The 26,508-nt window shown below is 63.1% G+C and carries 26 protein-coding genes and 1 pseudogene; 16 read left to right on the top strand and 11 right to left on the bottom strand.

The features are described 5' to 3' along the window. Window positions 1–234 precede the first annotated feature (234 nt). From QOC89_RS02430 to QOC89_RS02460, 7 genes are all read right to left on the bottom strand, one after another. Window positions 235–1,119 (bottom strand): AraC family transcriptional regulator, encoded by an 885-nt coding sequence (locus QOC89_RS02430; RefSeq protein ID WP_416340333.1) that lies wholly within the window; start codon window positions 1,117–1,119, stop codon window positions 235–237. Beyond that, complete coding sequence (locus QOC89_RS02435; protein WP_323043561.1) at window positions 1,116–1,346, bottom strand: DUF2795 domain-containing protein; 231 nt, start codon at window positions 1,344–1,346, stop codon at window positions 1,116–1,118. Before QOC89_RS02435 ends, QOC89_RS02430 begins: the two co-directional genes overlap by 4 nt. A 24-nt stretch (window positions 1,347–1,370) precedes the next feature. Beyond that, window positions 1,371–1,625 carry a hypothetical protein gene (locus QOC89_RS02440; RefSeq protein ID WP_323043562.1) on the bottom strand — a complete coding sequence of 85 codons (255 nt, stop codon included), beginning with the start codon at window positions 1,623–1,625 and terminating at the stop codon, window positions 1,371–1,373. A 267-nt stretch (window positions 1,626–1,892) separates the two neighbouring features. Next, a complete protein-coding gene (locus QOC89_RS02445; RefSeq protein WP_323043563.1) occupies window positions 1,893–3,230 on the bottom strand; it encodes a C45 family peptidase in 1,338 nt (445 codons plus the stop codon). Window positions 3,231–3,362: 132 nt separating this feature from the next. Beyond that, window positions 3,363–5,096, bottom strand: coding sequence for a ClcB-like voltage-gated chloride channel protein (locus QOC89_RS02450; RefSeq protein WP_323043564.1), 1,734 nt, complete (start codon window positions 5,094–5,096; stop codon window positions 3,363–3,365). A 112-nt stretch (window positions 5,097–5,208) separates the two neighbouring features. Continuing rightward, entirely contained in the window at window positions 5,209–5,946 is a 738-nt protein-coding gene (locus QOC89_RS02455) for a glutathione S-transferase (protein WP_323043565.1), read from the bottom strand. 145 nt (window positions 5,947–6,091) lie between these two features. Beyond that, window positions 6,092–7,192, bottom strand: coding sequence for a YeiH family protein (locus QOC89_RS02460; protein WP_323043566.1), 1,101 nt, complete (start codon window positions 7,190–7,192; stop codon window positions 6,092–6,094). Window positions 7,193–7,312: 120 nt separating this feature from the next. Here QOC89_RS02460 and QOC89_RS02465 point away from each other — a divergent pair, with 120 nt between their 5' ends. The 8 genes from QOC89_RS02465 (at window position 7,313) to QOC89_RS02500 (ending at window position 15,525) form a co-directional block, all read left to right on the top strand. Next, complete coding sequence (locus QOC89_RS02465; protein ID WP_323043567.1) at window positions 7,313–8,233, top strand: LysR family transcriptional regulator; 921 nt, start codon at window positions 7,313–7,315, stop codon at window positions 8,231–8,233. Window positions 8,234–8,396: 163 nt separating this feature from the next. Then, the gene (locus QOC89_RS02470) at window positions 8,397–9,170 is read left to right on the top strand and encodes a sugar phosphate isomerase/epimerase (RefSeq protein ID WP_323043568.1); all 774 of its coding nucleotides are present in this window, start codon (window positions 8,397–8,399) and stop codon (window positions 9,168–9,170) included. Window positions 9,171–9,340: 170 nt separating this feature from the next. After that, window positions 9,341–10,324: a sugar kinase gene (locus tag QOC89_RS02475; RefSeq protein WP_323043569.1), complete on the top strand. Its 984-nt coding sequence runs from the start codon at window positions 9,341–9,343 to the stop codon at window positions 10,322–10,324. A 358-nt stretch (window positions 10,325–10,682) separates the two neighbouring features. Beyond that, complete coding sequence (locus QOC89_RS02480; RefSeq protein WP_323043570.1) at window positions 10,683–11,975, top strand: MFS transporter; 1,293 nt, start codon at window positions 10,683–10,685, stop codon at window positions 11,973–11,975. A gap of 4 nt (window positions 11,976–11,979) precedes the next feature. Next, window positions 11,980–12,945, top strand: a complete 966-nt coding sequence (locus QOC89_RS02485) for a D-glycerate dehydrogenase (protein WP_323043571.1) — start codon at window positions 11,980–11,982, stop codon at window positions 12,943–12,945. After that, window positions 12,942–14,186, top strand: coding sequence for a LacI family DNA-binding transcriptional regulator (locus QOC89_RS02490; RefSeq protein ID WP_323043572.1), 1,245 nt, complete (start codon window positions 12,942–12,944; stop codon window positions 14,184–14,186). The genes QOC89_RS02485 and QOC89_RS02490 overlap by 4 nt, the downstream gene beginning before the upstream one ends. 71 nt (window positions 14,187–14,257) lie before the next feature. Further along, the gene (locus tag QOC89_RS02495) at window positions 14,258–15,070 is read left to right on the top strand and encodes a YhfC family intramembrane metalloprotease (RefSeq protein WP_323043573.1); all 813 of its coding nucleotides are present in this window, start codon (window positions 14,258–14,260) and stop codon (window positions 15,068–15,070) included. An 89-nt stretch (window positions 15,071–15,159) separates the two neighbouring features. Then, entirely contained in the window at window positions 15,160–15,525 is a 366-nt protein-coding gene (locus QOC89_RS02500; protein ID WP_323043574.1) for a DUF3022 domain-containing protein, read from the top strand. 98 nt (window positions 15,526–15,623) lie between these two features. Here QOC89_RS02500 and QOC89_RS02505 read toward each other — a convergent pair whose 3' ends face one another. Continuing rightward, window positions 15,624–16,061, bottom strand: coding sequence for a PGDYG domain-containing protein (locus QOC89_RS02505; protein WP_323043575.1), 438 nt, complete (start codon window positions 16,059–16,061; stop codon window positions 15,624–15,626). Window positions 16,062–16,318: 257 nt separating this feature from the next. On the opposite strand from QOC89_RS02505, the gene QOC89_RS02510 reads away from it, so the two are divergent. Further along, entirely contained in the window at window positions 16,319–19,324 is a 3,006-nt protein-coding gene (locus QOC89_RS02510; RefSeq protein WP_323043576.1) for a hypothetical protein, read from the top strand. A gap of 236 nt (window positions 19,325–19,560) precedes the next feature. Here the strand turns inward: QOC89_RS02510 and QOC89_RS02515 are convergent, their stop codons facing one another. Beyond that, complete coding sequence (locus QOC89_RS02515) at window positions 19,561–20,070, bottom strand: Spy/CpxP family protein refolding chaperone (RefSeq protein ID WP_323043577.1); 510 nt, start codon at window positions 20,068–20,070, stop codon at window positions 19,561–19,563. A gap of 204 nt (window positions 20,071–20,274) precedes the next feature. Between QOC89_RS02515 and QOC89_RS02520 the strand changes: the two are divergent. From QOC89_RS02520 to QOC89_RS02530, 3 genes and pseudogenes are all read left to right on the top strand, one after another. Then, window positions 20,275–20,646 (top strand): annotated as a pseudogene (locus tag QOC89_RS02520) (LysR family transcriptional regulator); the annotation flags it as partial. Between the two features lie 240 nt (window positions 20,647–20,886). Further along, window positions 20,887–21,345: an Lrp/AsnC family transcriptional regulator gene (locus QOC89_RS02525; protein WP_323043578.1), complete on the top strand. Its 459-nt coding sequence runs from the start codon at window positions 20,887–20,889 to the stop codon at window positions 21,343–21,345. Between the two features lie 224 nt (window positions 21,346–21,569). Then, window positions 21,570–22,667 (top strand): saccharopine dehydrogenase family protein, encoded by a 1,098-nt coding sequence (locus tag QOC89_RS02530; protein WP_323043579.1) that lies wholly within the window; start codon window positions 21,570–21,572, stop codon window positions 22,665–22,667. 204 nt (window positions 22,668–22,871) lie between these two features. Here QOC89_RS02530 and QOC89_RS02535 read toward each other — a convergent pair whose 3' ends face one another. Next, window positions 22,872–23,492 carry an ATP-binding protein gene (locus QOC89_RS02535; RefSeq protein WP_323043580.1) on the bottom strand — a complete coding sequence of 207 codons (621 nt, stop codon included), beginning with the start codon at window positions 23,490–23,492 and terminating at the stop codon, window positions 22,872–22,874. Next, window positions 23,489–23,638 carry a cytochrome bd-I oxidase subunit CydX gene (gene cydX / locus QOC89_RS02540; RefSeq protein WP_323043581.1) on the bottom strand — a complete coding sequence of 50 codons (150 nt, stop codon included), beginning with the start codon at window positions 23,636–23,638 and terminating at the stop codon, window positions 23,489–23,491. Before cydX ends, QOC89_RS02535 begins: the two co-directional genes overlap by 4 nt. 288 nt (window positions 23,639–23,926) lie before the next feature. On the opposite strand from cydX, the gene QOC89_RS02550 reads away from it, so the two are divergent. From QOC89_RS02550 to corA, 4 genes are all read left to right on the top strand, one after another. Continuing rightward, on the top strand, window positions 23,927–24,163 hold the full coding sequence (locus tag QOC89_RS02550) for a FitA-like ribbon-helix-helix domain-containing protein (RefSeq protein ID WP_323043582.1): 237 nt from the start codon (window positions 23,927–23,929) through the stop codon (window positions 24,161–24,163). Further along, complete coding sequence (locus tag QOC89_RS02555; RefSeq protein WP_323043583.1) at window positions 24,150–24,566, top strand: type II toxin-antitoxin system VapC family toxin; 417 nt, start codon at window positions 24,150–24,152, stop codon at window positions 24,564–24,566. Before QOC89_RS02550 ends, QOC89_RS02555 begins: the two co-directional genes overlap by 14 nt. Before the next feature lie 98 nt (window positions 24,567–24,664). Then, complete coding sequence (locus QOC89_RS02560) at window positions 24,665–25,105, top strand: hypothetical protein (RefSeq protein WP_323043584.1); 441 nt, start codon at window positions 24,665–24,667, stop codon at window positions 25,103–25,105. A gap of 204 nt (window positions 25,106–25,309) precedes the next feature. After that, window positions 25,310–26,287: a magnesium/cobalt transporter CorA gene (gene corA, locus QOC89_RS02565; protein WP_323043585.1), complete on the top strand. Its 978-nt coding sequence runs from the start codon at window positions 25,310–25,312 to the stop codon at window positions 26,285–26,287. Window positions 26,288–26,508 lie beyond the last annotated feature (221 nt).

Raw genomic sequence — 26,508 nt, forward strand, 5'->3', positions numbered from 1 at the left:
CTTGCCACTGGTCGCTGAAGAGCGCCAGCTTTTCGGCGAAGTTGATGGCGCGCTGAGGCCGTTGAATCGTTTGATGGTTGGACATCGAGGTACTCCTCCTGAGCGATAAGTCTCAGGCAGGAGCGTAAAGCGGCAGGCGCTATCGGGTCTTGTACGTTTGTGCGCCCGGGCTGTCGCGACGTGGGTTCGCGTGGCTCATGCGGCCCGTGTGGCCATCACACGCAGCCGTATCCGTCAAAGTGCTTGCGTGGCGCTGCCGTTCGTCGAAAGCCCCAGCATCTTCAGCCAATGCGCGGGCGCCACGCCCCATGCGCGCTTGAAGTGCCGCGTCATATGACTCTGATCGGTAAAGCCGGCTGCCGCCGCTGCGTCGGCGAGCGACACGCCTTGAACCGCAAGCCTTCGCACGAGATCGAGCCGACGCATGGTCAGATAGCGGTGCGGACTCGTGCCGAACAGCGCGCGAAAATCCCGCGACAGACTCCAGCGGTCACGGCCGGCGGCTGCCGCCAGTTCGTCGAGCGTGACAGCACGATCGAGCGACGCCAGCATATGCTCGCGCGCCCGTTCAGCCGCGCGGTAATCCACCGGGCGGCGCGTTGCCGCCGTGCCCGCCACGGCGTCGAGCGCGAGTGCCAGATCGAAGAGCGCGTCGTCCTGTTCGAGCGAATCGATTGCACAATCCATGGCGCGCAGCAGGCTCTCGGTCGCAGCAAATAACCGCGGATCGTTCGACAGGCCGCCTTCGAGGAACGGCAACGGCTTGCCGCCGAGCGCCTGCTGGAACAGCGCCGGGTCCACATAGATCATCCGGTAGTGAAAGCCGTCGCGGGTGCCGGCCTGGCCGTCGTGCGGTTCGTCGGGATGCAGCACCATCGTGCCGCCCGGCAAGCTGTTACGCGTGCTGCCGCGATAGCGGAAGCTCTGCACGCCCGCCAGGGTGCGGCCGATCGCATAGGTATCGTGCCGGTGCATCGCATAACCGGCGTGATGAAAGAACGCTTCGATTCGCTCGATGCCGCTCGTGCCGGACGAATGCGGCGAGCGGTGGATCCAGTCGGCAGGAGGCTTCGGATCGGACGAAAGTCTGTTCAGCCTCAAGACCTGCTGTCCGCTCATGCGCCCAGACCCGGCCCGTAATTCCCGCCGACGAGGCGCGTGACCGAACTCACGTCGGCGTAATCCTGCTCCGGCAAACCGTCGAGCATCGACAAGACTTCGTTGCTCGCGCCGGCTTCGCGCGCGGCGTCGACTAGCGCGTCCTTGTAAGTCGGAAAACGGACTTCGCGCAGAAGGTCGGCGATCTGCAGATCAATCGATTCGCCGGGAATAGCCGATGCGGTCATGCAAGCGCTCCTAGGGGTGTGGGCTCAGGTCTGCAAGTGCTCGTTTTGCCCGGTGAAGCTTCGCTCCAGATGCCGCGACTTGGGCAGCGCGATGTGCTGCCATTGTTGCGGACGGTTGTTGTCCGTGGCAGCGACGTCCGGCGCCGCGGGGGCGACGGGTGCGGCGTTGGCGCGTTCGGCAACGCTACTGGCGGTCGTGCCGTCCGGCGCGGTATGAACCGGCGCGGCGAAGCACGAGGCTGACAGCGTCACCATGATTAACAGTGTCGAGGTTTTCATCGCCCGACCTCCTAAGCTCATGCGGCGCTGACAGTTGAGCAAGCGTTGTGCCGCCCCGCGTCGAAAGGAAGGCGCAACTCCACGCGGCGTTGCGTGCGGCCGCCGTGTTCTTCCATCTTAGCTGGCAAACCGCGGCGCCGCGCGCGCAAAAGAGACAAAACCTGATTGCAGATTCCACATGATGCCAGGAAAAAGCCGGGCCGGTCGCGAACGGTCGTGCCGCGAGCATGTTGCGGCGCGGAAAGGATGGGCGCTTCAAGCGCCGCTCTAACGCAGCACCTCGAACCGGGTCCACGGCCACGAGGGCCGGTCGCGCATATAGCCGTTCAGCCAGTTCCACTGCGGATGGCGTTTCATGAACGCCTGGGCGTCGAACGGCCGGCCGCACGGATGCCCCCAACGCGCGTTGAAGGCCATGGCGCGCGCCATCTCGCTGTCGGCCACCTTGCCGTCGTTGGCGCCCCACGGATTGAACGGCCCATGGTCGGTACCGCCGAAGCGCGCGTCGTCCAGTTCCAGGTGCCCGCAGATGGTGCGCGAGCACGGGTTGTCATTGCGGTCGAGATAGACGTCGTGATGATCGGCGATCATCTCTTTGGCCAGCTCGACGTCGATCTTGCCGTGATGCATCTCTGCGAGCTGCATGAAGCGCAGGCGCCGTGCGCCATTTTTGCGCACGTCCGTATAGTCTTCGCCTTCGCCGATGCATTCCTGGTTGCGTATCTTCAGATCGGTCGCGGTGTTGTAACCGCTATAGAAACCGTCTTTCGTGCTCTCGAAGCCGGAAAAGTGCAGCCCCAGTTCGTAGCGCGCGATCTCGCCGGTTTTGGTGTCGCCGAGCAGCCAGCTGTTCGCATAGCCGCCGTTATTGGCGACCGCGAACATCTCGCACCATTCGCCGATGTCGTTGGCGTACTGCGACGCGCGCCGCGAGCGATAGAATTCCGGCGCACCGGCCGCGTTGTAGCCGGCGAAGTTGGAGATGGTGGTTTCAGTGACCATCAGGCCCGCTTCCGTGATCCAGAAATCGGTGAGGCTGGAGATGCAGCCGGGCAAGCCTTGCATCAGGATGCGCTTGCCGCGGTCCGGCACGATGTCGAACACGACGTTGAACGCGTCGCCGGCGGCGTAGCGGTCCCACGAGTTATGCGCCATCACGATGCGGCCGTCGCGGGTGGCATTGCCGGTGGCGATGAACGCGCTGCAATGATGGCCACGGCGCCCGCGCCACGGTTTGAGGCCGAGCTGCGGTTGCCGCGCCGCCGCGTGGCTCGGCCACCAGCTTTGCAGCAGATCCATGTAGCCGTTCCAGGCCAGCACTTCGGCGAACGGCAGCTTCGCGCCGTCGGCGATGCCCTGGATTTCGTCGGCGAATTCAGTGTCGAGCTTGTTGGCGAACTGGGAGACGGCGGCGTCGACGAAGGTGTCGAAGTCCTCGCCGGTGTCCCATTTCGCGAGGTAGCGGGCGGTGTGGATCGCGTTCCGGATTTCAGTGGCGAGCAATTGACCGTGCTGCTCGCCGCGATCGTACGGCTCGCCTTCGATATGCAGAAAAATCCAGCCTGCCTGATCGCGGCGCACGGCATCGAGGGACGGTTCGCTCATCTTCGCTCCGGTCGAAGGGCGGGCATCTGGTGCGCCCGTCCTGGCGTAACGCGCGCTGCTCGCAATCGCGGCAGCGGTTTTTTCATTGTAGAGAATCTGCCGCGCTTTGCACGGGCGGGGAAGGAGGCGCCCTCAGCGCGTCGGATTCATGCGGAAATACGCATCGAGCAACGAGGTCTTATAGACCACGCCCGCAAGCTTCGGATCCGCCGTGCTTTCGACCACCGGCAGCCGCTCGCCCTGAAACGCCATGAAGTGTTGCAGCGCAACGCCGAGCGGCATGTCCGGCGTCAGCACATCGAAGTGCGGCTGCAAATAATCCGCGGCGGTTTTCGTGGCGGTCTCGCGGTTGTCGAGCAGATCGGAGGTGATGTCCTTGAGCGCGACCACGCCGAGAAAGGCGCCGGACGCGTTCGCCACGTACAGATACTTCACCGGATATTCGAGGAACACGCGCGTCATGTCCTGCACGCTCGCATTCGGCGGCACGACGGTTTCGGCCGGCCGGATCAGTTCGCGCATCTGCGTGGCGCGCAGCCGGTTGCGTTCCTGCTCCTCCTGATTGCGGCGCAGCGTCACCTCGTACATCGAGGTCTTGCCGATCGCGCGCGAGACGAAATACGCCACCACGCACGACAGCATCAGCGGCAGCACCACCTGATAGCTGAGCGTCATTTCGAAGATCAACAGGATCGCCATCAGCGGCGCCTGCGTGGCGCCGGCCAGAAACGCGCCCATGCCGACCATCGCGTAGGCGAACGGCGCCGAGGTGCCGTGCGGCCACAACGTATGCATGCCCTGGCCGAACAGGCAACCCACCACCGCGCCGACGAACAGCGTCGGCGTAAACACCCCGCCGATCGCGCCTGAACCCACGGTCGCCGACGTCGCGACGATCTTGAACACGAGCACGAGGACGAGCGCGGTCCATGTCCACGGCGAATGCAGAATGGAGTTGACCACGCTGTAGCCGTTGCCCCACACCTCGGGCGTCCACACCGACAGAATGCCGACCACCAGACCGCCCAGCGCCAGCCGGATGGGCAGCGGCAGCGGCAGCTTGCGAAAGTTTGCCTTCGAGAAGTCCATCAAGCGCAGAAATTGCGGCGCGGCCGCGCCGCATATCAGCCCGAGCGCGACGAACAGCAGGACTTCGGCGCCGGCCACCGGCGGGAACACGGGCATTTCATACGGCGGCTTGTAGCTGGTGAATTCGCGCATCGTGATGTTGGCAACCACCGCCGAGACCACCACGGGGCCGAAGCTCTCCATCACGATCGAGCCCAGCACGATCTCGGTGACAAAAAATGCGCCGGCGATCGGCGCGCTGTAGGCGGAGGTGATCCCGGCCGCCGCGCCGCACGCGACGAGCAGGCGCAGACGCGGCGGATCGAAATGCACCAGGCGGCCGATCAGCGACGCGGCCAGCGCCGCCAGTTGCACCATCGGACCTTCGCGGCCAATCGAGCCGCCGCTTGAAATCGTGAACAGCGACGACACGCTGCGCCACAAACTCAGTTTGACCGGCACCACGCCGTCGCCGATGGCGACCGCTTCCATGTAGTCGATGTGATTGCACTTGTCCACGTGACGCTGCGCGATCAGCAGAAAGAAGCCGGCGATCAGGCCGCCCGCGGCGGGCAGCCATACACGCACCGTCCACGGCAAGCTGCGCGCCATTTCGACGAAACTGCCGGCCTTGCCGACCGTCGCCAGTTGCAGCAACGCGATACCTTCGCGAAAGGCAATCGTCGCAAAGGCACCCGCGACGCCGACCACCACCGACCAGACCAGCATCGTATGGGTGTCGGACAGACGGAACAGGTGTTGGGCGCGGGTGCGCAGCTTCAGCAGGAATGAAAGCACGTCGGCAGGAGAGGGTGTGATGGGTGGACGAAATACGCGCACGGCAACAGCAGCGCGCCCGCTCTCGAAAGCGGGCGCGCTGCTGCGGGTTCGCGAAGGAGGACGGCGTGGCTCAAGTCGCCGCCTTGTCGAGTTCCGGGTAGTGCCGGAAGATGCAGGCTTCGTTGTGCTCGATGCGCCGCTCGGACTGCAGATACGCGGCGATGTTCGGCCGCTCGATCACCGCGTCGTGCAACGCCGCGAGACGCGGATAGTGTTCGCCGAAACGCTTGAGCGCGCGCGGAAACGCGTACAGCAGACCGTCGATCAGCTGGAACATCGACAGGTCGACGTAAGTGAGCGCGTCGCCCACCATGAAGGTGTCGCCGGCCGGGTTCTGTTTCAGCACCCGCTCGAAGTACTTCATGAACTTCGGAATCCGGTTGTCGATGAAGTCGTGCGCGCGCACTTTGGCGGCGTCTTTCTGGTCTTCGTAATAGAGGGCGCTCGCGAGCGGATGGTGCGTGTCATGCGCTTCGGTCACCACGTCGGCGATCGTCAACTGCAGGCCGTTGGCCACATAACGCAGGCTTTCAACCGATGGCGCGAGATTCAACCTCGGGCCCAGGTAGAACAGGATGTTGGCGGTCTGCGCGATCACCAGATCGCCGTCTTTCAGAAACGGCGGCGCGAACGGCGGGTTGGGCTCGTCGCGGCTCTTCATCACGGCCATCATCGCGTTCGTGCCCAAGCCGTCCGAGGCGTCGCCACGCGCCACTTCCACATAGTCCGCGCCGGCTTCTTCCAGTGCCAGCCGCACGAATTCACCACGGCCCTGCAGGCCGTCCCAATAGTAAAGTTCCAGGCTCATCGAGCGATCCTCATTCCGGTTGCATGAACGGGTTTGCGCGAACTGATGACGTCAGCAATCAGTATGCCGTGCAAGCGTGCGGGATGGTTCTCCTGAACGCACAAAACCCCGCACAAGGCGGGGTTGGCGAGGAGGCGAGGACGGCTTAGCCGAACAGGTGCTGGACGGTCCATGTGATTCCCAGTCCGCCGGCAATCAACCATACGTACAGAATGAAGCCGGTGGTCAAGGCGCGGGGTCCGGCCTGACGGATCTGCGCGATGCGGGTTTCGATGCCGAGGGCGGTCATGGCCATCGTCAACGCGAAGGTGTCGAGCATGTTCAGCGTGCCGGTCGCGCTTTCGGGCAGCACCTGCAGCGAGTTGATCACGACGAAGGCAAGGAAGCCGAGCGCGAACCAGGGAATCGCCAGCTTGCGCGGTGCCTGTTGCTTGCCGTTTTCCGTCGCTGCCGTGGCGGCTTCGTTGCGTGCCGAGCGGTTCACCCACATGCCGACGACCAGCAGGACCGGCACCAGCAGCATCACGCGGGTCATCTTGACGATGGTCGCGATGTGAGTCGCTTCCGGGCTGACGTTGCTGGCCGCGCCGACCACCTGTGCCACTTCGTGAATCGTGCCGCCGAAGAACAGGCCCGCGCCGACCGTGTCGAGATGTAGCCAGCCCGCCTTGAACAGCACCGGGTAGAGGAACATCGACAGCGTGCCGAACAGCACCACGCTGCCTACCGCCATGGCGCTCTTGTGCGGCTTCGATTGCAGCGTCGACTCGAATGCGAGCACCGCCGCCGCGCCGCAAATCGCGCTGCCCGCGGCTGTGAGGAGTGCCGTGTCGCGGTCGAGCTTCATGATTTTCATCCCCGCCCATGTACCGATCACCAGCGTGCTCACGACGATCAGCACCGATTCGGCGAGACCGGGCAAGCCGACCTGAGCGATTTCCTGCAAGCTGACGCGCAGCCCGAAAAATGCCACGGCGATACGCAGGAGCTTGCGCGCCGAGAAGTTGACGCCGGCCGCCCAGCTCGCGGGCATGCCGTCGCGTAGCGCGTTGCCGTAAATGGCGCCTGCCACGATGCCGACGATCAGCGGGCTCAAACCCAGGCCTGCGATGGTGGGGATGGCGGCAATGCGGGTCACGGCTGCGGCAAACAGCGCGACGAACAGGATGCCGTTGAGCTGGCCGCGGGTGGAGGACGCCGACGAACCGGAGGATGATGCGGCAGCGGTGAGATGAGCAGCAGACATGGCGTAGCGCCTTCCTATGACTGACTTGATTCGATGGGCCCAATCCTAAATTAGATATATCGATATGAAAAATCATGATTTAGGATGTAAAGTATCGGTTTAGCGGATACTTCGAGCATCATGACCCCCGACCAACTTATAACGTTCGCTGCCGTCGCCGAGCATCGCAATATCAGCCGGGCGGCGGTGGCGCTGCATTTATCGCAGCCGGCGGTCTCCGGACAATTGCGGCAGTTGCAGGACGAATTCGGCGAGCCGCTTTACCAGCGCGACGGGCGCGGCGTGCGCCTGACGCCGGCCGGCGAGCAGCTCGCCAGCTACGCGGCCCGGCTGCGCGACACGTGGCGCCAGGCGCATGCGTACCGCGACGCGTTGCGCGGCCTTGAACAGGGCACCTTGCGTATCGGCGCGAGCACCACGCCGGCGAGCTATCTGCTGCCTTACCTGATCGCTGACTTTCATCGCCTCTATCCCGAGGTGACGCTGCATACCGCCGACGGCAACACCACGGAGATCGTCGGCGCGCTGGGCTCGGTGGATATCGCGATGATCGAAGGGCCGGTCGGCGTGGATTTGCCGCCGGATACGGCGGTGCATGCGTGGCGGGAGGACGAAATCGTCGCGATCATGCCGCGCACGCATCCGTTGGCGGTGGCGTTGGCGCAGGCGGGTGGCGCGGGTAGGACTGTGAACGCCGGGAGGGCGGAGCTGGCGGCCTTCGGCCCGCATCCACTGGTGTTGCGCGAGGCGGGTTCGGGCGTGCGGCAGATCGTCGAGCGAGCCTTTGCCCGCGCGGGTGTGCCCATGCGCGTGGCGCTGGAGATTGCCGGGGTTGAAGGTGTCAAGGAAGCGGTGCGGGCGGGAATGGGCATCGGTTTCGTGTCGGCGATGTCGATGCGCCATGAGAACGGGGCGCTGTGTCTGTTCTCGTTGAGCCCGGAGCCGCTGACGCGGCGGCTGTCGATTCTGGTGCCTCATGCAAGTGCGCCGTCGCGGGTGGTGGAGCGGTTTCTCGCGTTATGCCTCGCGGACGGGCCTTGAGATAGTGCGATCTGGTGGCGGGCTCGCCTGGGGATTTCCACTATGGTGTACGACGGCTGGCTCAGCGCACTATTCGGGCATCGGAGCGCTTCGGCGCTTTTTTTCGGAACATGTTTGGAACCGGTTCCAAGTGCCGATCTTGAGAGGTTAGAGTAAATACGACATGGCTGACGCAGTTGAGGTGGTGATCGTCGCAAGCGCCTTCGGGATGGATGCGGTCCGCACGGATGGCCACCTGAAGTGGGCCGCCGCGAGCAAACGGGCTGGTGCGACGGGCTTCGAAATCCGCCGCGAACTGTTTGCGGACGAAGCCGACACCGCGCCGCAGGCGTTGCGCGTGCTCGGCAAACAGATTGCGGAACTGGGGCTGTGGTCGGTCTACTCGACGCCCGCGTCGCTGTACACCGCGAATGGCGAGCTCGACGCCGACGCATTGCGTGTCTCGATTGAAGAAGCGATTGCGCTGGGCGCACGCTTCGTGAAATTGCAACTCGGCGGGTTCGGCTCCGCCGCCAAGGCGGCGGTGATCGCCGATCACATGCGCTGTGCCGACGTGCGGCTCGTCGTCGAAAACGGTCAGCTGGCCGAAGGCGGTTCGCTTGCGCAATTCGTCGGCCTGTTCGACGCGTTGGCGCGCGAGGGCCACGCCGGCGTGCTTGGAATGACCTTCGACATCGGCAACTGGGCATGGCGCGATGTCGTGCCGCTCGATGCCGCCGGGCCGCTGGCCGCGCATGTCGAATACATCCATTGCAAGACTGCGGTGGGCGAGGGCGCCCGGCGCTTTCCGGCCGCGCCGGCCGTTGACGACCCGCAATTCACGGCAGTGCTCGACAAGCTGCCGCGCCACGTGCCGCGCGGGATTGAATTTCCGTTCGATGTAAATCGTATCGAGGCGGACGCGGCGCACTACGTCGCGTGGCTGGCGGGCGCGTAAGCGGCGCGTAGGACCTGAGAGAGCAGTACAGAAAAATCGCGCAACGCAGCACGAGCAACGCAGCACGAGCAACGCAGCATGACCAACGCAGCATGACCAACACAGCATGACCAACACAGCATGACCAACGCAGCACACAAGCAGCCATCAGGAACCCGCAGGAGCGAAGCATGAGCAACACGCACGCAGCACTCGACGTCATCACCTACGGCGAAGCGATGGCCATGTTCGTGGCTGCCGAAACCGGCGCGCTCGCCGGCGTCGGGCAGTTCACCAAGCGCGTCGCGGGCGCCGATCTGAATGTGGCGATCGGTCTGTCGCGACTGGGTTTCAAGGTGGGCTGGATGAGCCGCGTCGGCAGCGATTCATTCGGCCAGTACGTGCGCGACACGCTGACGAAAGAAGGCATCGACCAGCGCTGCGTGACCACCGACGAGCACTATCCGACCGGCTTTCAACTGAAGTCGAAGAACGACGACGGCAGCGATCCGGCTGTCGAGTACTTCCGCAAAGGCTCGGCGGCGAGCCACCTCTCGTTGGCCGACTATGCGGCCGATTACGTGCTGCCGGCGCGTCACTTGCATCTGACCGGCGTGGCGCCGGCGATCTCGGTCAGCTCGCGCGAACTCGCTTTCCATCTGGCGCGAGAAATGCGTGCCGCGGGCAAGACGATTTCGTTCGATCCGAATTTGCGCCCGACGTTGTGGCCCTCGCGCGCCGCGATGGTCGAAGGCTTGAACGCGCTCGCCGCATTGGCCGACTGGGTGCTGCCCGGCATCGGCGAAGGCGAAATTCTGACCGGCTATACGCAGCCGGACGACATCGCAAAGTTTTATCTGGACCAGGGCGCGCGCGGCGTGATCATCAAACTCGGCGCGCAAGGCGCGTATTTCCGCACCGCCGATGATGCCGCCGTGATCGCCGGTCAGCCGGTCGCGAAGGTAGTGGACACGGTCGGCGCGGGCGATGGCTTTGCGGTCGGCGTGGTCAGCGCGCTGCTCGAAGGCAGGACGTTGCCGCAAGCGGTGGCGCGGGGCAACCGCATCGGCGCACTGGCGATTCAGGTGATCGGCGATTCGGAAGGCCTGCCGAGTCGCGCGGAACTCGACGCGCTCGAGCGCGCCGATGTAGCGCCGGTTGCTGCTGCGGTTTAAGCGTGTGTGCGGTGTATTCAGCGCATCCGGCGGCGTGAGCGCAAGCAACGCAAGTAGCGTGAGCAACGCAAGCAACGCAAGCAACGCAGGTAGCGCAAGTGGCACAAGCAGCGCAGGCAGCACAGGCAGCACAGGCAGCACAAGCAGCACAAGCAGCACAAGCAGCATCGGCCAGTTCAATAACAGCAAGAGCGCTCGAACAGCGCCCCATGACCGCCCATCATTGCTTCGGGAAGCCGTTAGCAACTATCTTGCATGGGACCGGAGTAAGTGCCTCGCATAGGACCGGAGTAAGCACCAAAGCGCTAACCCCGGCCGACAGCTAAAGCGCCAACCCTGGTCGACAAAGGAGACTCCCATGACTTCATCGCTCGCGATTCGCCGTTGGTGGACGATCATGCCGATCGTATTCATCACGTACAGCCTCGCCTATCTCGACCGTGCGAACTTCGGTTTCGCGTCGGCCGCCGGTATCAATCAGGATCTCGGGATCAGCAAAGGCTTGTCGTCGTTGATCGGCGCATTGTTCTTCCTCGGCTATTTCTTCTTTCAGATTCCCGGCGCGATTTACGCGGAACGCCGCAGCGTGAAAAAGCTCGTGTTCTGGAGCCTGATTCTGTGGGGCGGCTGCGCGGCGCTGACCGGCATGGTCAGTAATATCCCGTCGCTGATGGTGATCCGCTTCGTGCTCGGCGTGGTCGAAGCCGCGGTGATGCCGGCAATGCTGATCTTTATCAGCAACTGGTTCACCAAAAGCGAGCGCTCGCGCGCCAACACCTTCCTGATTCTCGGCAATCCGGTGACGGTGCTGTGGATGTCGGTGGTGTCGGGCTATCTGGTGCACTCGTTTGGCTGGCGTCACATGTTCATCGCCGAAGGCGCGCCCGCGATTCTGTGGGCGGTGTGCTGGTGGTTCATCGTGCAGGACAAGCCGCAACAGGTGTCGTGGTTGACGCAGCAGCAAAAGGACGATCTCGCCGAGACGCTGCGCGCCGAACAGGCCGCGATCAAACCGGTGCGCAACTACAGCGAAGCATTCCGCACGCCCGCCGTGATCAAACTGTGCGCGCAATATTTTTGCTGGAGCATCGGCGTGTACGGTTTCGTGCTGTGGTTGCCGTCAATTCTGAAGAACGGTTCGACGCTCGGCATGGTCGAAACCGGCTGGCTCTCGGCGCTGCCGTATCTGGCCGCGACAATCGCCATGCTTGCGGCTTCGTGGGCATCGGATAAACTCAACCGCCGCAAAGTGTTCGTATGGCCGTTCCTGCTGATCGGCGCAGTGGCGTTTGCCGCGTCGTACGCGCTCGGCTCCACGCACTTCTGGATCTCGTACGCGTTGCTGGTGATCGCCGGCGGGGCGATGTATGCGCCTTACGGCCCGTTCTTCGCGATTGTGCCCGAACTGCTGCCGAAGAACGTTGCGGGCGGCGCGATGGCGCTGATCAACAGCATGGGCGCGCTCGGTTCGTTCGTCGGCTCGTATGTGGTCGGCTATCTGAATGGCGCGACCGGCTCGCCGGCGGCATCGTATGCGTTCATGAGCGTGGCACTGGTCGCCGCGGTGATCCTGACGCTGATCGTCAAGCCGCAGCAGGCGCAGCCGCAAACCAGGGCCGCCTCACTCGCTACTCCGTTGCAAGGAAAATGAACTGATGAACAAGATCGTCGCGTGGAAGTCGTTGCCCGAGGATGTGCTCGCGTATCTGCAACAGCATGCGCAAGTCGTGCAGGTCGACCCCGCGCAACATGACACGTTCGTCGCCGCATTGAAGAATGCGGACGGCGGCATCGGTTCGAGCGTGAAAATCACGCCGGCAATGCTCGAAGGCGCGAGCCGTCTGAAAGCGCTGTCGACCATCTCGGTGGGCTTCGATCAGTTCGACGTGGACGATCTGACGCGCCGCGGCATCGTGCTCGCGCACACGCCGGACGTGCTTACCGAGTCCACCGCGGATACCGTGTTCTCGCTGATTCTGGCCTCAGCGCGACGAGTTGTGGAGCTCGCCGGGTGGGTGAAGGCGGGACAGTGGAAGCACGGCATCGGGCCTGAGCACTTCGGCGTCGACGTGCAGGGCAAGACGCTCGGCATCGTCGGGTTGGGGCGGATCGGCGGCGCGGTCGCGCGGCGCGCGGCGCTCGGCTTCAACATGAAGGTGCTGTACACCAACCGCAGCGCGAACCCGCAGGCGGAACAGGCCTACGGAGCGCGCCGCGTCGAGTTGGCGGAGCTGCTCGCCAGCGCCGACTTCGTCTGCCTGCAAGTGCCGCTCACGCCCGAGACGAAGCACATGATCGGCGCGGCCGAACTCAAATCGATGAAGCAGAGTGCGATTCTGATCAACGCATCGCGCGGTGCGACGGTCGATGAAAAGGCGCTGATCGAAGCGCTGCAAAACGGCACGATTCACGCCGCGGGTCTGGACGTGTTCGAGACCGAACCGCTGCCGGCCGATTCGCCGTTATTGAAAATGGCGAACGTGGTCGCGCTGCCGCATATCGGTTCGGCGACCCACGAGACCCGCCATGCGATGGCGCGCAATGCGGCGGAGAACCTCGTCGCGGCCCTCGAGGGCACGCTCGCGACCAACATCGTCAACCGCGACGTGTTGAAGCAATGAGCACGACGCCGCTTGCCGCCGGGCGCCGCGCGACGATTACCGACGTCGCGCGCGAAGCCGGCACTGGCAAGACCAGCATCTCGCGCTATCTGAATGGCGAGCTGAGCGTGCTGTCGCCTGAGTTGCGGGCCCGCATCGAGGCGGCCATCGAGCGGCTCGACTATCAGCCGAACCAGATGGCGCGCGGCTTGAAGCGTGGCCGCAATCGCCTGATCGGCATGCTGCTTGCCGACTTGACCAACCCCTATACCGTCGAAGTGCTGCAAGGGGTGGAAGCCGCGTGTCACGCGCTCGGGCTGATGCCGCTGATCTGCCACGCGGCCAATGAAGTCGAAATGGAGCGGCGCTACCTGCAACTGCTGACCACGTATCGCGTGGAAGGCGTGATCGTCAACGCGCTTGGGGTGCGGGAAGAAACGCTGCGGCCGGTGGGCGGCGGCGGGATTCCGGCGGTGCTGGTCGACCGTTCGGTGGACGGGCTCGTCGCCGACATGGTCGGACTGGACAACCGGGCGGCGGCTGAACTCGGCACGCGGCATCTGCTGGAAAACGGCTTTGACGATATCTGGTTTGTGGTGCAGCCGTTCGAGCAGGTCAGTTCGCGGCAACTGCGCGAGGCGGCGTTTCGCGAGATGATGAGGGGGGAGGGTGGCCGTGCTGGTGGACAAAGCGAAGGCCGCAAAGATCGCGGCAACGGTGCACGCGGCAAGGGCGGCGCGCGTGGGCGTACGCTGGTGTTGAACCTTGCGGAGCCGGTAGCGGTGCAGCGCGCCCTCGCCGAGCTGGACCGCGCGATCGATGCAGCCGGCGGTTCTGGCGGCGCGTCGGTTAGCGCGGGAGATAACGCGGCAGGGAACACAACCGCCAATACAACCGCCAATACAACCGCCAATACAACCGCCAACACAACCGCCAACGCGACACGCAACGCCGCCTCCCACCCCACCGGCCAACCCCGCCGCATCGCCTTGTTCGCGGCCAACGCGCCGGTCGCGCTGTGCCTCGCCCTGCATCTGAAAGCGCGCTACGGCGCGGACTGGCAGACGCGCGTCGCGCTGCTGTCGATCGACGATCCCGAGTGGGCCGAATTGACCGGCATCACCACCATCCGCCAGCCGACCTACGAGATCGGCTATCGCGCGGTCGAGTTTCTCCATGAGCGCATCGAAGGCATTCAAGCCACCGCGCGCGACTGCCTCCTGCCGGGCGAATTGATCGTCCGCGCGTCAACTTTGCGCTGACTGCGCGTTGATCTGCGATCATTCGGGCTGCGGCGCGCAGCGGGTGCGCGCCGGTCAACGCAAGGAAACTCATGGTTGTTGCACCGCTTACCCTCTCGAGCCTCGCTGTCGCGACCCTGTTCGTCGCCGCCTTACCCTTCCTGATCTACCGCCGTGCGCGCCGGACGCTCGCGCTGAAGCCGCGCGACGCGATCACCGGCATCGCTATCTTCGCCCTGTTCGCGATGGTGATCGAGCGCGCGCTGAACGACTACGTGCTGCATCGGAACGAAGCGACCGCCACGTTCCTGTCCAATCCGCTGGCCTTCGTGGTGTACGGCGCGCTGGTCGCGGGTGTCTGCGAGGAAGTGGGGCGTTTCATCGGGATGCGGCTGCTGCATAAGCGCGCGGTGGCGAAGTCCGCCTCCGCTGCGGCGGATAAGAGCGACGGCACAGCGCTGATGTATGGTCTCGGCCACGGCGGCGCCGAAGCGTGGCTCGTCGGCGTGCTGGTGCAGATTCAATGGATCCTGTTCGCCATCTTCGAAAACCGCGGTGAGCTGGACGGCTACCTCAGCAATCTGCCGACCGACTCCGTGATGCGCATCCACCTGATCCTTGCCAGCCTGACGCCGCAGACGGCCGGGATTTTCGCGCTCGAACGGGTGGCCGCGCTGGTGTTCCAGATCGGCTTGTCAGTGCTGATGTGGCGCGGCGTGCGGGCGGGCTGGCGCGGCATCCTGCCGCTCGCGATCGTGCTGCACGCGTTGGTGGACGTGCCGGCCGCGTTGTTCCAGGCGCAGCTCGTGCCGCTCGCCGCGGTGGACGGTGTCTATGCGGTGGGCGCGCTGATCGTCGCGGGCTGGCTGTTCAAAGCGTTCCGCCGGCCGGCGCTTGCCGCGTAAGGCGTGCGTCGCGCAAGCCATGCGCGACTCTCTAACTTTCGGCGTACCCTTTCGGTACACCGTTCAGGCTCATCCTTTCGGCATACCTCATGGAAGCTTACCAATACGACTGCGCGAATCCCGAGTTCGAGGAATTGGCGCGGGTCATCAGCGATCTGTTTCCCGAGCAGACGCAGTTCATCCAGCGGGCGGGTGAAGACGGCACGCCGACGTTGGCGATTCACTGGGTTGCGATGCGTTTCGGTGCGGCCGCGCGCCGCATTGTGATGACCGTGGTGATCGCGCCGGGGGCGTTGGCGCGTTATCGCGCGATGCCGGCGCGCTTGCGCGGACGCAGTTTCGCGGTGCTGCGGGCGTATGTCGAAGCCAGCATCGGCTCGCTTGAAGAACAGTACGCGAACGGCGAGGCGGTGCCGCGTGATGTGACGGTGGATCTCGGCGACGAGTTTGCCTGAACGGTTGGCGCAATGTTGTCGGTTTGAAGGCGGCTTTGCGCACAGTCGGACAAACGCGATAGCCCGGCTACGACGCAACGACCGTCTCCGCCGGTGACTCAATCCGCGAGCTTATAGACCTTCGCAAAACGTGCGGCCTGCACCACGCCGTAGTCGCCTGGCGCGTATTGCATGATCCAGTCGCCGGCCGTGCCGTGCAGCACGTCGCCACCGCTCGCTGAGCGAGCCAGTGAAAACGTTTCGTTCATCTGTTTGGCCAGCACCACAGCGGGACGGTTGCGGTATGCACCCGGTTCGCCGTGGGCGAGGGCGCTGTCTTGCGGCAGGTATCTGGCGTCGAAGCGTTCGCGCGAGACGACCCAGCGCTCGCCGGTCGAGCCGGTGATCAGCGCGTCGCCGCGGAGATAGCGGTTCGGCCCTTCCAGACTCATCAATTCGCCTTCGACGGTGGCGAATTCAACGCTCACGATTTCGTTTTTGACGACGCGGTGGGCGGCTGCGTCGGTGCGCAGGTCGAGGTTTTTCAGGTCTGTCATAAAGCGATCTGGAGTGAGGAGGGGGAGCCGCATTGCGGCCAGATGTTCGCATCATGCCAGATGCGTCTGGATATTTTTTTGCCTCGGCGACATCGCAACTGCAATGCATCCTGACCGGTCGCGCCACGCCGGATCGATGGCAGGAAACTCGGAAGGTTCTCTCGATCTGGAGACTACCTATGTAATACCGGAGGCGTAGTTCGCGTCGCCACAATCGTTCAACAGCTTTGGACATTGTGACACCACGGAGGTGGATTATGAAAGTCGACGCGACGGTTCATGCAATGTATCCGGTTGACGAGAATCAAGGTGCGAGTGGCACTACGCCGGCTGCGCCCGCCCGGCAGCCTCGCATCTACCCGACAGATCCACAAACACAGTCGGGCGCAAAACCCGGTGGGGAAGGCGGGCTGATTGACCGCAAAAAGGAGCCTGCGGCCGGTGCGGGGCAAGATACCGGCCACTCGGCGCCGGGTCAGGCAAAGCGGGGTGAGCAGGAGAACAAGTCGAACACGGATAGCGGTGCCGGAAGCGCGCCGGCCGTTCCCGGGGCAAGCCCTGCGAGTACGGGCCAACAGGCATCGCCGAGTCCGTCTGCGGGACCGCCAAGTGGCAATTCACTCCAGTACAAGGGTGGCGCGCTCGCCGGCGCGGTGCAGCCGCTGACATCGGGCGGCGGCGCCCCGGCAACGGGTTCGATGTCACGGCCCGGCCTGATACAACGCTCGAATCGCGCAGGCTTCCTTGGCGGTATTGTGGCTGGAAACGGCATAAACGCGATCAAGGATGGAGGGCGCCTCGCGCACGCGAAGGACAAACAGGAGACCCAACAGTCCGCCTTGCAGCTCGCCAAGGACCTTGCCAATGGCACTGCCGCGGCCATTGACCTGAAAAGGGTTCCCCACAAGAAGGATATGAGGTCGAGTTATCTGGGTGCACCTCGACGCCAAGGCCTCTACCAGGTACACCAGCATTCCGGCGACGCCGCCTCCAGCGGGCAGGTCGAATTGACGAGCATGCGTAACGCGCCCAAAGATAGTGAGACGCAGACCGTTCAGCCGCAAACCACCCATGCGGGTACACAGTCCGCTTCCATCAGCAAGTCCGACGCTGCTACGCAGGTACAGCCCAACCAGGCTGTCCAGCAAACACAAACACAAGCACATGCGCCAACGCGGTCGCGGGAGTCGCAGGCTACGCCCCAAACTCACGACGCCGCGGTACAGACCACATCGCCCGCTCATGTTGGTACGCAGACACCAAGGCCACCGGTGCCGGACGAGCCGGACCAGCCGGACCATGATCGCCCACGAGCCGCAGCGGAGGACTCGTCCCATCCAACGCCGAACGACCCGCGCGGGTCGGCGAGTTTGGCGAACAGCCACAAAGCGACCCAAACCGCGCAAGGTTCGCAGACCAGCCAGCGGACAGCCACGCAAGTGCCCAGTCAAGCCGATGCGGAAGTCCAGTCGAAGGCTGCCACCCACGACCGTGGCAGTCAGCATGTGCCCGTGAGACGCTCCGTGCCGACACAGACTGCAGTTCAGACAACATCGGCCGGCACACTTTTCCCTCAGTCGGTTCCGACAACGGCAGATGCCTCGGAGCAGACTCACCCGACCTACGCGGCAACGAATCAGCCGCAAGCTACGAAGACGACAACCGCGACACAAGCCGGCACAACCCAGGTTGTCGGTACGCAAACCGATGCGGGTGCGGCCCAGGCAACGCAGCACAGCCCGGCCACTCAGCATGTCGCGACGCAGTCCACGAGGCCATCTGTCCATACGTCCGCCGTACAGCACAGCGCGGCGCAAAAGTCGGTGCAGTCACAGACGCGAGTCAGACGCCTGTCCAATGAAACCCAGACCGGGTTGAACAATTCGAAGAACACACAAACACACCCGGACGTGCGCCATGTCGGGACGCAATCGCGAAATAGCACTGGAGAATCTGCCACGCAGGTCAAGCCGGGCGTTTCGAACAAGTCAATGCAGACCCAGCTATCGGTGAAGGACACGGGGACCGAGACGCACCCGCCGCCAGCCGTGGGCGTGCCGCAGGAAGATAGCGCCGACAGCCAGTCGCAGCCGGGCAAATCGGCGGTGAGTAGTCAGACCACGTCAGATCATGCCAGCGGCAACTCGTCGGGAGCGCAAGGGGTGCCGGACAGCGTCAAGGGAAACGGTCATTGGGTGCTTGCGGACGGCGTCTGCCTGGCATCCGATATCGACAATATCAAGAACCAACCCAATATGACGAACACCGCTACCGTCACCGCGGATAGCGTACAGACCGTTAGCGATACCCTTGCACTCGTCAATACCAGCGGAACCCACGCACTGACCTTGGCATCGAAGTCCCTTTCGCTGCTGGGCACGACGATTGGTCTTGCGCCGTCGGTCGGGCAACTCGCGAACGACGTCAAACAGCTGATCCTGACGCCGAACGACGAACAGTCGAAATGGAATGTTGCAAACAGCAGTTTTCAGTTGGGCGGAGGTTTGGCCGCAGCAGCAGCCTCCATGGTTTTTCCGCCGGCCGCACTTTTGCCTATCGTATTTCCGAATCTTGCCGAGATTGGTCACGCGGAGATATTGCAGGGCAAGAAGAATGACCTGCTCGCACAGGGTCTGAAAACCGAGGCGGGGGCGGTCGAAGATCGCTACAAGATAGCGGCGCTCGACGCGACGCCGGTCGTGAACTGGTTCTCTTCCACCTATACGCCGGAGTTACGTCCGATCATCGAGAAGTTCGAGAAGGAGCAAGGAAATGTGCCAGGCGGTAAGCCAGCCGGCGAGTTGCCCGTGAAGACACTTCACGATCAACGTGTCTTCGACTATTACGGGCAGGCAATCATGGAACGTGGCCAGCGGCTTGCCGATGCTGCCAAGGACTATCTCAAGGCGATTGCGAGCGGTTCAAACCTCAGTTCCGTCACCATGGTGTCGCGGTGCCCACAGGTTTTTGGCTGGCCGACGAACGGACAGCCCATGCGCGTGTTCGATCGGGCAGTGGCTATTTCCTATGACCGTGTCCACGACACGATTCACGCCGAACTCTTCGGTGCGGACAAGGACGGCACTTACAGGCTGCCCACCCGGGATCCGTCGCTGCCTTCCGGCAAGGACAGCAAAAACCTGATGTTCTATACGAATATGCTTGATCCCGATGCCAAACAGGTCAAGTTCGATATGCCTCAATACGAGGCTGATCCGGGTACTTTTCTGAGGGACGTTCGCAAGAGTGCGGTTAAAGCCTGACCTTGCTATTGAGATTATCCCCGGCCTGAAGGCCGGGGTGTCGCGCACCGGCGGCAGCTAGCAAATCAATATCAACTCAAGCAACGGCCAGCGCGGCGGTCACGCAGACGAGATCAGCGCCGCAGATCGACGCTGGGAAGCGTATCGAAACCATAGAAGCCATAGAAGCAAACGCGCGGCGCGAAAACTCGCGCCGCGCGCATTCAACCTTGCGTCAACCTTGCGTCAACCTTTTCTTACGGCTTCACAGTCGCATCGTTCGCGGGTGCCTTCTTGCTGGCGCCCTTGCCATGGTGACGACGGCCGTTTTCAGGGCCGCCCTGATGGAACGTCGTGTCGGCCAGCTTCTTCTGCTCCGGCGAGAAGCTGCTATACAGCGGGTCGAATGCATCGACCAGTTTCTTCATGCCGTCCGCATGCGCTTGCGCGATGGTTGCGTATTGCTTCATGTCGTCGAGCGCCGACAGGTTCGTATCGGCCTTGCGCTGCTGGAACAACTGCCCCATCGTCTCGCCATTGTTGCGCATCACATCGGCGAATGTGTTCCATTGCGATTCCTGCGCCGACGTGATCTTCAACTGCGTGTGCAGATAGGCGATACGGTCTTCGACATTGCGCTCGTGGCCGGCTTTTGTGCCGGGGGCCGAAGCCGAGGCGCCCATGGGTGCCGAAGCCGGTGCGGAAGTTTGGGCGAACGCGCCGCTCATGGCGACTGCGGTGGCCAGCATTACGAGTGCTTTTTTCATCGGAACTCCTGATGTCTGTTCGAATTAGGACAAGACGAGCATGGCGAGCGACCCAGCACGCATTGGCATGGCAGCGCGTGGCGGCCGGCTGCCCCCTTCGCCGTCGCCGCTATTAGTATCACGATATCCCTACAATGCGGCTGCAGTGCGACAAACGCTTACAACCGAAACGAACAGAAATAGCCAGCGGACAAATTCGTCAGCATGGAAATTTTCGTCGCAGTGGTCGAGGCGGGCAGTCTCACGGCGGCTGCCGAGCGCTTTGACATTTCGTCGGCGATGGTGGGCAAGCACATCCGCTCGCTGGAAACCCGGCTCGCCACGCGGCATTTAACGCGCACCACGCGCCGTAAAAGTCTGACTGAAATCGGCCGACAATACTACGAGCAATGCCGGCGCATTCTGACGGACGTCAAGGAGGCGGAGTCGCTCGCCGAAGCCATGACGGCCGCGCCGCGCGGCGTGCTGAAGCTGACGGCGCCGTTGACCTACGGCGTCGAAGTCTTCGCCCCGGCCATGACCGATTACCTGAGCGCGTGGCCGGATGTGAGCCTCGAACTGGATCTGTCTACTCGCGCGATCGCCGCGCCACGCCCAAGCTCACCAGCTTCTTCGATTTCGTGATCGAGCGGTTTGGAGCGTGATCTTGCCGCTTGCCAGGTTTCGTTTCGCATTTCCCGTTTCCTTGTCTCCTGTTTTCCGATGGTTGCTAGCCGCTTCTCAATGCATCGGCCATGGTTCGGGTTCCTCTGCCTGCCCCCCGATGCCCGGGACGCGCGATAATCCTTCACTACCGACCCACTTCTTTCGCCCTCGATGAGACCTCCGCGCCTCGACCAACTCGACGACCTCGACCGCAACCTCGTTGCGCTGCTCCAGGCCAACGCCCGTGAGAGCGTGGCCAATCTCGCGCGCCAACTGGACGTGGCGCGCACCACCGTGATCGCCCGGATTGCCCGGCTCGAGCGCAGCAACGTGATTGGCGGCTATAGCGTGCGGCTCGGCCAGGACGTGCTCGATTCGAGCATTCAGGCGTACGTCGGCATCATCATTGCACCCAGGCACGGGCCGGCCGTGCAGAAACGGCTCGGCAAGATGCCCGAGGTGCAACTGCTATGCGCGGTGAGCGGTGAATTCGATTATGTTGCCTGGCTGCGCGCCGATTCGCCCGACCGCCTCAACGACCTGCTCGACCAGATCGGCGGCCTCGAAGGGGTGGAGCGAACCACCACGTCGATCATTCTGGCGCGCAAGATCGATCGCGGCATGCCGTGATCCCGTCGCTCAATTTTTACGCCGTTTTGATATATTTTCGACATATCGACTAAGCGCGTCGTCATAACGTCGAAGTTCATGGTCATAGCGCAGCATTTTGCGCGTATGAACTGTTTTCGCTTCTCCCTAAACTGTCTCTCAAGGGTTCGGCCCGACGGGCGCGGCGCCTAAGCGCAGCGCACCTCTCAAGCTGGAGACAGCATAAATAGAAGACGGAGAAGCGTATGAAAGTAGCCATCGTTGGCGCAGGTTTGATCGGACACACCATCGCCCACCTGTTGCGTGAAACCGGCGACTACGACGTCGTCGCGTTCGACCGCGATCAGCATGCGCTCGACAAGCTCGCCGCCCAGGGCATTCCGACCCGCCGCGTCGATTCCGCCGATGCCGCCGCGCTGCGTGCCGCCATTCAGGGCTTCGACGCGCTAGTCAACGCGCTGCCGTATTACCTGGCCGTGAACGTGGCCTCCGCGGCCAAGGGCGCGGGCGTTCATTACTTCGATCTGACCGAAGACGTGCGCGCCACCCATGCGATCCGCGCGATCGCCGACGACGCCGAGCACGCCTTCATGCCGCAGTGCGGTCTCGCGCCGGGCTTTATCGGCATCGCCGCGCATGAACTGGCGAACCGTTTCAGCGAGATTCGCGACGTCAAGATGCGCGTCGGTGCGCTCCCGGAGTTCCCGACCAACGCGCTGAAGTACAACCTGACGTGGAGCGTCGACGGTCTGATCAACGAGTACTGCCAGCCGTGCGAAGCGATCCGCGACAGCCGCACGCAGTGGGTGCAGCCGCTCGAAGGCCTCGAACACTTCTCGCTCGACGGTACCGAATACGAAGCCTTCAATACGTCAGGCGGCCTCGGCACGCTCTGCGAAACGCTGTCGGGCCGGGTCGAATCGCTCGACTACAAGTCGGTCCGCTATCCGGGTCACCGCAACCTGATGCAGTTCCTGCTGGAAGATCTGCGTCTTGCCAGCGACCGCGATACGCTCAAGAGCATCATGCGCCGTTCGGTGCCCTCGACGGCGCAAGACGTCGTGCTGGTGTTCATCACCGTGTCCGGCATGCGTGACGGTCAACTGGTGCAGGAAGTGTTCACCCGCAAGATCTTCGCGAAGACGGTGTGCGGCGTGCCGATGAGCGCGATCCAGATCACCACGGCCGGCGCGATGTGCGCGGTGCTCGATCTGTTCCGTGAGCAGAAGCTGCCGCAAAGCGGTTTCGTGCGCCAGGAGCAGGTGTCGCTGCGCGACTTCCTCGCGAACCGGTTTGGCCAGTTGTACGAAGGGCAGTCGCTGGACGCAATGGCAACGGTGTAAGCCGTGACTGCCGCGTTGACGCTCCGAACCGAGGACGCTGCGCGCATGCGGTGATGTCTGCCGCGAGTCCGGAAGAACGGCCCCGCGGAGGGCCGCGAAACGCCACGCTTATGAAAATGCGCCCCCAAACCGTTGGACGAACGTCCAGCGTTGGGGGCGGCATTTTATCTGGCGGGGCGTTTTTCCTGCTGACGCCGGACGAGGCTACACAGGTAACGGCGGCGGCATCGTAGAAGACGCATACGGTTCACCCACGATCCGTGCGAGCAACGCTTCGTAATCGGCACGGGTCGGCGCGGTGTTGTCGAACATCAACAGGTCTTCACAAATCTCGCCGCCCGGCACGAAGCGGCGCTGCCGATACTCGTCCCAATGCGCAAGTTTGTAGGCATCGTTCGGATTGCCGCGCGCGACGATGCGCTGACGCGCCATCTCTTCCGATGTGTAGACCCACACCACCCGCAGCGCCACGTCCGCGCCGACGCCCAGCCACGCGCGATCGAACAGGCGCCGCTCGCGTACTTCACGCGACAGCGGCCCGACCACCAGCGCGCTGACACCGAGTTCGAGATTATCGCGAGCGGTATCGAGCAGGCCTCGATATTCGGGATCGCGCAGGTGTTGCAGGAAAAGCGGGCTGTCGCGGTCGTTCGGATCGCCGGTAAGCATGGCCATGGCGGCCGCGCTGTAGCCGCCGAACAGCGTATCTTTATCGAGCAGGCAGAAGGGCGACGTGCTCGCCTGCATCAGCGGGCCGATCAGCTTCTTCGCCAGCGTGGTCTTGCCGGTGCCAGCGTGACCGCAGAAGAAAACCAGGTACGTCACGAAGGCGTGTCCTCTGGCGCGGCGTGCGGGCCGCCGGCGCGCTGCGGGTCACGCGCGAATTTGCCGCTGGCCTCCAGCCACATCACATTGATGATGCCGAAGCCCAATGCCACGCCGATGCCGAGAATCCAGGTGAAATACCACATTGCGGTCTCCTTGATCGGAAGTCCGGCAAGGCAGGCGATGAAGCGTTGCACATAACCGGTACAGAGAAGCAAACATGTCTGGCAGATCAGCATGGCACGCGACGGATCGAGGGTAAATCCGCAGCGCCCCAGCGCCCCAGCGCGTCACGACGCAGCGCTTTGCAGCGATCATGAAGAAGAACGCGGCAGTGCGCAAGAGGCTGCGTCGACAGTTGGCCGTTCGGCCAGGGTGGCATAACGGCCGCGCATTGCTATGATGCTTGCCAGTGTGTGAGGGGAGAGCCTGGCATGGCAAATCTATGGATTCGGGGCGTTGATCAAACGCTGTATGACACCCTCGTTCGGGAAGCCGAAACGAACGGGCGCTCGGTGGAGGAAGAGCAGCGGGCAATTTTGGAGGAGGCGCTGCAAAAGGTGTACAACCGGCAGTTCGTCAGGGCATTGATGAGCATCCCCGATGTTGGGGAGGACTCGGATTTTGAGCGGGTGAACGATAGGCGCGAGGCTCCGGTTGTATTTGATTGATACCAATGTCATTAGCGAGGTCAGGCGCTGGGAGCGGGCTAACCCGGGCGTGCAACGGTTCTTCAGGCAGGCGCAGGAGGATGAGCGCGAACTCTATCTTTCTGTCATCACGGTAGGAGAATTACGACGGGGAGTCGAGCAGGTTCGGCAGCGCGGAGACCTGCCGCAAGCGGCGGTACTTGAACAATGGATGAATGCGGTCTTGACACGGTTTTCCAGGAGTATTCTTTCGATCGACGAGGCTGCGGCCCACGTATGGGGTAAGTTGCGCGTGCCCCAATCGGAGCCGGCCGTCGACAAACTGATCGCTGCCACGGCGCTGGCATGCGACCTCGTGGTCGTGACGCGCAATGTCGCAGATTTTGCAGCGCCCGGCATTCGTGTCGTCAACCCGTTCGACTGACCGTCCGTCCCCAGTAAAAAGGCAAGAGCGCCATTGGCATTGCCCTGGACGCCTCTAACAGAGAAGCAACACCACAACCAACAACAGGGAGACCCCGCATGCTCACGCGCTCGCACTTCTACTGCAAAGCCGCGCTGCTTGCGCTTGCCGTCGCGTCGCTCGCCGGTTGCGCATCGACCCCGGCCGAGCCCGTGCCGTTCAAGGAAGTGCCGCAAGCGCGCATCGTCCAGCCAGGTTATACGCAGCCCGCAAGCGGACTGGTCGCCGTGGACGTGCGGCGCGAACGTTCCCGCGACGTGATCGTCCGGTTCCGTGACGCGCTGGTGTATATCGACGGCGAGCAGGTCACCGATCTGATGAACGGCGAACACGTGGTCTTTTATCTGAGTCCGGGCGTGCATCGCATCGGTGTCTCCACGCAGTTCGATCCGGTCGTGGAGATGCACTTCACGGTCACGGCCGACACGCGTTATACGAACCGTGCGTCGGTTATCTTCGGCGACGATCACCGCATCGCGTTGCGCAGGGTTGCCCAATAGCGCTGACCAGGCCCGACCACGCCGGTCCGTGCCCAGCCGCGCTCCCCGTCACCGCAGGTAAGCTTTAACAATTGAATACATGACATTCACACATCGCCCTTACCATGACGGCTGTCAGGGTGTTCACTCATGCAGAAGACCCGCCGCCGGGCATACGCACAGTGCGACGTCCGCCGGCTTGTTCCGTTTTCAAGGTAATCCAACATGCTGATCAATTGCGCTGCCTATCAGGACGGCCGGAAACTGGCTGACATCGATATCGAGAGCATCAGCGACTACGTGGCGCGGCCCGAGTGCTTCGTCTGGGTCGCGCTGAAAGACCCGGCGCCGGAGGAATTGGCCGTGATGAAACACGAGTTCGGCCTGCATGAACTCGCCATCGAAGACGCGCAATACGGCCATCAGCGCCCAAAAATCGAGGAGTACGGCGAGTCCCTCTTCGCCGTGATGCACACGGTCGAAATGGACGAACAGGGCGAACTGCTGATCGGCGAGGTCGACGTGTTCGTGGGGCACAACTATGTGTTGTCGGTACGCCGCGGCACCCGCACCGGGTTCCAGAACGTGCGCGCGCGTTGCGAGCGCGAGCCGCAATTGCTCAAGGAGGGCTCGGCGTTCGTGCTGTACGCGCTGGCCGACGACATCGTCGATCGTTATTTTCCGATCATCGAGGCAATGAACACCGAGATCGAAGCGCTCGAGGACCGTATCTTCGATCGCAACAATTCGTCGGCATCGCGCGCGATCATCGAGGATCTGTACTCGTTGAAGCGTCGCCTCGTGATCCTGCAACATCACATTGCGCCGCTGCAGGAAGCGATCGGCAAATTCACGGGCGGCCGCATTCCGAGCATCTGCGAAGGTATGCAAGCCTATTTCCGCGACGTCTACGACCACCTCGAGCGGATTGTCAGAACCATCGACGGCCGGCGCGAAATGATCGTGACGGCGGTGCAGGTCAATCTGGGGATGATCTCGCTCGCCGAAAGCGAGGTGACCAAGCGGCTCGGCTCGTTCGCCGCCTTGTTCGCGGTGCCGACCATGATCGCCGGCATCTACGGGATGAACTTCCAGAGCATTCCCGAGCTGCATTACAAGTATGGTTATCCGGTCTGTCTTGCCGTGATGCTGACCGTGGATCTGATTCTGTACTGGCGCTTCCGCAAGGTCGGCTGGCTTTGAACGGCGCTTAGCCCGTGCCCGCCGGTGTTGCTGTTTGCACCGTGCGTAACGCCGCGCACCGGTGCATCGCAACACCGCGAATCGTTGACATGGCGAACTCAGCACGCTGAGAATAGCCGTCGCAAACGTTTTCGCAACATTAAAAATAAGGCACGGGCGCGAGCCGGACAAACCTTGGAGATATACATTAACCTTCGCCATAGCCGCCGCAAGCTGTCGGC

Origin of the sequence: Paraburkholderia sp., from assembly GCF_034668105.1 — a bacterium.
GTDB lineage: Bacteria > Pseudomonadota > Gammaproteobacteria > Burkholderiales > Burkholderiaceae > Paraburkholderia.

Bases quoted from the DNA above. Each gene is read 5' to 3' on its own strand.
- QOC89_RS02430 (WP_416340333.1), bottom strand. From the start codon at position 1,119: ATGAGCGGACAGCAGGTCTTGAGGCTGAACAGACTTTCGTCCGATCCG.
- QOC89_RS02435 (WP_323043561.1), bottom strand. From the start codon at position 1,346: ATGACCGCATCGGCTATTCCCGGCGAATCGATTGATCTGCAGATCGCC.
- QOC89_RS02440 (WP_323043562.1), bottom strand. From the start codon at position 1,625: ATGAAAACCTCGACACTGTTAATCATGGTGACGCTGTCAGCCTCGTGC.
- QOC89_RS02445 (WP_323043563.1), bottom strand. From the start codon at position 3,230: ATGAGCGAACCGTCCCTCGATGCCGTGCGCCGCGATCAGGCAGGCTGG.
- QOC89_RS02455 (WP_323043565.1), bottom strand. From the start codon at position 5,946: ATGAGCCTGGAACTTTACTATTGGGACGGCCTGCAGGGCCGTGGTGAA.
- QOC89_RS02460 (WP_323043566.1), bottom strand. From the start codon at position 7,192: ATGTCTGCTGCTCATCTCACCGCTGCCGCATCATCCTCCGGTTCGTCG.
- QOC89_RS02465 (WP_323043567.1), top strand. From the start codon at position 7,313: ATGACCCCCGACCAACTTATAACGTTCGCTGCCGTCGCCGAGCATCGC.
- QOC89_RS02470 (WP_323043568.1), top strand. From the start codon at position 8,397: ATGGCTGACGCAGTTGAGGTGGTGATCGTCGCAAGCGCCTTCGGGATG.
- QOC89_RS02475 (WP_323043569.1), top strand. From the start codon at position 9,341: ATGAGCAACACGCACGCAGCACTCGACGTCATCACCTACGGCGAAGCG.
- QOC89_RS02480 (WP_323043570.1), top strand. From the start codon at position 10,683: ATGACTTCATCGCTCGCGATTCGCCGTTGGTGGACGATCATGCCGATC.
- QOC89_RS02485 (WP_323043571.1), top strand. From the start codon at position 11,980: ATGAACAAGATCGTCGCGTGGAAGTCGTTGCCCGAGGATGTGCTCGCG.
- QOC89_RS02490 (WP_323043572.1), top strand. From the start codon at position 12,942: ATGAGCACGACGCCGCTTGCCGCCGGGCGCCGCGCGACGATTACCGAC.
- QOC89_RS02495 (WP_323043573.1), top strand. From the start codon at position 14,258: ATGGTTGTTGCACCGCTTACCCTCTCGAGCCTCGCTGTCGCGACCCTG.
- QOC89_RS02500 (WP_323043574.1), top strand. From the start codon at position 15,160: ATGGAAGCTTACCAATACGACTGCGCGAATCCCGAGTTCGAGGAATTG.
- QOC89_RS02505 (WP_323043575.1), bottom strand. From the start codon at position 16,061: ATGACAGACCTGAAAAACCTCGACCTGCGCACCGACGCAGCCGCCCAC.
- QOC89_RS02510 (WP_323043576.1), top strand. From the start codon at position 16,319: ATGAAAGTCGACGCGACGGTTCATGCAATGTATCCGGTTGACGAGAAT.
- QOC89_RS02515 (WP_323043577.1), bottom strand. From the start codon at position 20,070: ATGAAAAAAGCACTCGTAATGCTGGCCACCGCAGTCGCCATGAGCGGC.
- QOC89_RS02525 (WP_323043578.1), top strand. From the start codon at position 20,887: ATGAGACCTCCGCGCCTCGACCAACTCGACGACCTCGACCGCAACCTC.
- QOC89_RS02530 (WP_323043579.1), top strand. From the start codon at position 21,570: ATGAAAGTAGCCATCGTTGGCGCAGGTTTGATCGGACACACCATCGCC.
- cydX (WP_323043581.1), bottom strand. From the start codon at position 23,638: ATGTGGTATTTCACCTGGATTCTCGGCATCGGCGTGGCATTGGGCTTC.
- QOC89_RS02550 (WP_323043582.1), top strand. From the start codon at position 23,927: ATGGCAAATCTATGGATTCGGGGCGTTGATCAAACGCTGTATGACACC.
- QOC89_RS02560 (WP_323043584.1), top strand. From the start codon at position 24,665: ATGCTCACGCGCTCGCACTTCTACTGCAAAGCCGCGCTGCTTGCGCTT.
- corA (WP_323043585.1), top strand. From the start codon at position 25,310: ATGCTGATCAATTGCGCTGCCTATCAGGACGGCCGGAAACTGGCTGAC.